Annotated in this window: 2 protein-coding genes; both read right to left on the reverse strand. The window is 68.3% G+C overall.

Translation table 11 applies throughout. From position 1 onward, the window contains the following. On the reverse strand, window positions 1-270 hold a 270-nt coding region (locus AB4Y84_RS20530), incomplete at its 3' end, for a response regulator (protein ID WP_442250804.1). After that, on the reverse strand, window positions 263-1,886 hold a 1,624-nt coding region (locus AB4Y84_RS20535; protein ID WP_442250805.1), incomplete at its 5' end, for a triple tyrosine motif-containing protein. The genes AB4Y84_RS20535 and AB4Y84_RS20530, both read right to left, overlap by 8 nt.

Below are 1,886 nucleotides of genomic sequence, written 5' to 3' on the forward strand. Positions count from 1 at the left end.
GTAGGTTGTCAGCACGATGATGCGTGCGCGGGGATCGATCGCACGGATCCGCACGATCGCTTCCACGCCATCCATGCGTGGCATCTGCRGGTCCATCAGCACCACATCCGGGCGCAGCTGCTGGTAGCAGGCAAGAGCCTCCTCACCGTCGGCTGCTTCGCCGAGCAGGCGCAGGTCGGCATGTGCGCCGAGCAGTGCGGCCAGGCCATCGCGCAACAGCGGATGGTCATCAACCACCAGCACGCCGATGGGAGGAAGGGATTCAGTCATGGGAGGTTCTGCTCCAGGGCCAACGCCAGCGCGGTGGACGTCGGTGATACAAGCGACGGGCCGGCACGGACAGCGCGACTTCGGTACCCAGGCCGGGGCGTGTCCACAACTGCAGCTCCGCACCCAGCCGTTGTGCGCGCTCGCGCATGCCCTGCATGCCCCAGTGTCCGCCGCCGGCGTTGTCATTGGCGATGCCGACGCCATCGTCGCGCACATGCAGCAGGAAGCAGCGGGCGCCGTAGGACAGTTCCACTTCGATGGCACTGGCCTGCGCATGCCGCAGCGCGTTGCGGATGGCCTCGCGCCCGATCAGGAACACTTCCTCGGCGGCTTCGGCCTGCAGCGGCGGCGGTGTGCCTTCCATGGTCAAACGCAGTGGATTGGTGCCTTGGCCTGCATATTCCGCATGCACGTCGGCCAGCGCAGAGGCGAGATCGCGGCCGGCAAACGGTGCGTCGCGCAGCGCGTTGACCCGTTCCCGGCCTTCGGCCAGATTGCGCTCGGCCAGCAGCATCGCCGACTCCAGCTGGGTGCGTACCGGCTCTGGTGTCTGTGCCGACTGGCTGATGGCGTGCAGGCGCAGGATGAGTCCCTGGCTGCCCTGCAGCAGGGTGTCGTGCAGATCGCGCGCAATGCGCTCGCGCTCGCCGTTGCGTTCCTGCAGGCGGGCGCGGAACAATGCCGCCAGCTGCCGGCTGCGGACCCGCACGGCCAGCGCCAGCGCAGCCATCACCACGCAGACGCACAACAGTTTGAACCAGGCGGTCTGCAGGAACGTCGGTGCGATGTGGAAGCTGCGGCTGGCTGGCGTGCTGCTCCAGATGCCATCTTCGTTGGCTGCTTCCACCTCGAAGCGGTAATGGCCCGGTGCGAGGTTGGTGTAATAGGCGCGCGTGCTCGCGCCGGCCTCCTGCCAAGCGTCGTCCACGCCGGACAGTCGGTAGCGATAGCGGTTGCGCTCCGGCCGCGCCAGCGACAGCGCGACATAGTCGATCTGCAGCTGGGTAGTGCCGGCCGGAAGGCGCAGTCCCTCCTGCAACGGGGCCTGTGTACTGCCATATAGCACGTCACCGATGCGCACGCCAGGCGCCATGGTGTTGATGTGCGACTGCCGCGTGTCCAGCCACGCCAGGCCTTGATTGGTGGCAAGCCACAGCAGGCCATCAGCAGCCAGTACCGCAGTGGGGATGGGGCCGCTCTGCAGGGCGATGCCCGGCATGCCGTCAACCGCGTCGAACAGGCGGGGGGCTATCGCCTGGTCGTTGCGCAGTGCGCTGCGCAGGGTGGCAACCTGCAGCCGCACCAGGCCGCGGCTGCCGTTGAGCCATAGCAGCCCGTTCGCATCGGCGACCATGCCGGTGATGCCTTCCAGCACGCCGGCCATGTCGGTGCGCACCGGCAGGAAGCGGCCGTTGCCGAAACGCGCGGCCAGGCCGGCCTCGCCGGCGACCAGCAGCAGATCCTTGTGCTGCAGCAACGCGGTTACCGGGCCTGCCGACAGTCCTTCGGCGGCGCCGAAGGTGTTGACCGTGCCGCCGTGCAGGCGGCGCAGGGTGCCATCGGCGTAGCCCAGCAGCAGCGCACCGTCATCRGTACGCGCCAGCGACGAACAGGCC

The organism is Stenotrophomonas sp. 2YAF22, assembly GCF_052114665.1.
Classification (GTDB): Bacteria; Pseudomonadota; Gammaproteobacteria; order Xanthomonadales; family Xanthomonadaceae; genus Stenotrophomonas; species Stenotrophomonas indicatrix.